This is a genomic window from Extibacter muris (assembly GCF_004345005.1).
Taxonomy (GTDB): Bacteria; Bacillota; Clostridia; order Lachnospirales; family Lachnospiraceae; genus Extibacter; species Extibacter muris.
Window position 1 is genome coordinate 1 of sequence record NZ_SMMX01000088.1, and the last position, 597, is coordinate 597.

The 597-nt window shown below is 45.9% G+C and carries 2 protein-coding genes; both read right to left on the reverse strand.

Going from position 1 to position 597, the window contains the following annotated elements:
- Positions 1–27: 27 nt before the first annotated feature.
- A complete protein-coding gene (locus E1963_RS23895; protein ID WP_167482282.1) occupies positions 28–189 on the reverse strand; it encodes a hypothetical protein in 162 nt (53 codons plus the stop codon).
- A complete protein-coding gene (locus tag E1963_RS23900; RefSeq protein ID WP_132281720.1) occupies positions 186–395 on the reverse strand; it encodes a hypothetical protein in 210 nt (69 codons plus the stop codon). The genes E1963_RS23895 and E1963_RS23900 overlap by 4 nt, the downstream gene beginning before the upstream one ends.
- Positions 396–597 lie beyond the last annotated feature (202 nt).

Sequence of the window (597 nt, forward strand, 5' to 3'; positions counted from 1 at the left end):
TTCTTTTCTTCTTCCTTTTTTTTTCTTCTACCCCTTCCATTTTTTTCTCCCTTTTCCTCCTCTCCTCCTCCCTTTTCTTCTTTCCTTCTTCCTCTTTTTTTTACCTTCTTTGCTCCGAATATTCTTCTGTCCCCTTCCCCTTCTCCTCTTCCCCTCCTCTCCTTCCTCCTTCTGTGTGTTATTTGTCAATTTCCTTTCCCCCCCTCCCTTCCTTCCCCCTCCTTCTTTTCTCTTCTTCCTTTCTTTTCTTCCTCTTCTTCTCTCCTCCTTTCCCCTTTTTCCTCCTCTTTCTGCTGCCCCCCTCCTTCCCCCCTCTTTTTTTTTCTCCGTTTTTTCTCCTCTTTCCTCTCTTCCTCCTCTCCCCTTTTCCTTTTTCTTTCTCTCCCTTCTCTCAAATATGAATCAGTTTTCCCCCTCTCTTCTCTCTCCCCCCCCCCCTCACCTCTCCCAAACTATAAGGATATTGATCTCTTCCTTTCCCTCCCCTCCCTCCCTTCCTTTTCTTTCTTTTCTTCCCTCTTCTCCCCTCCCTTCTTTTCTCTCCCTTCTCTCCTTCTTTTTCCCTTTCCCTTTCAGACTATGTACTTACGTTTGGTC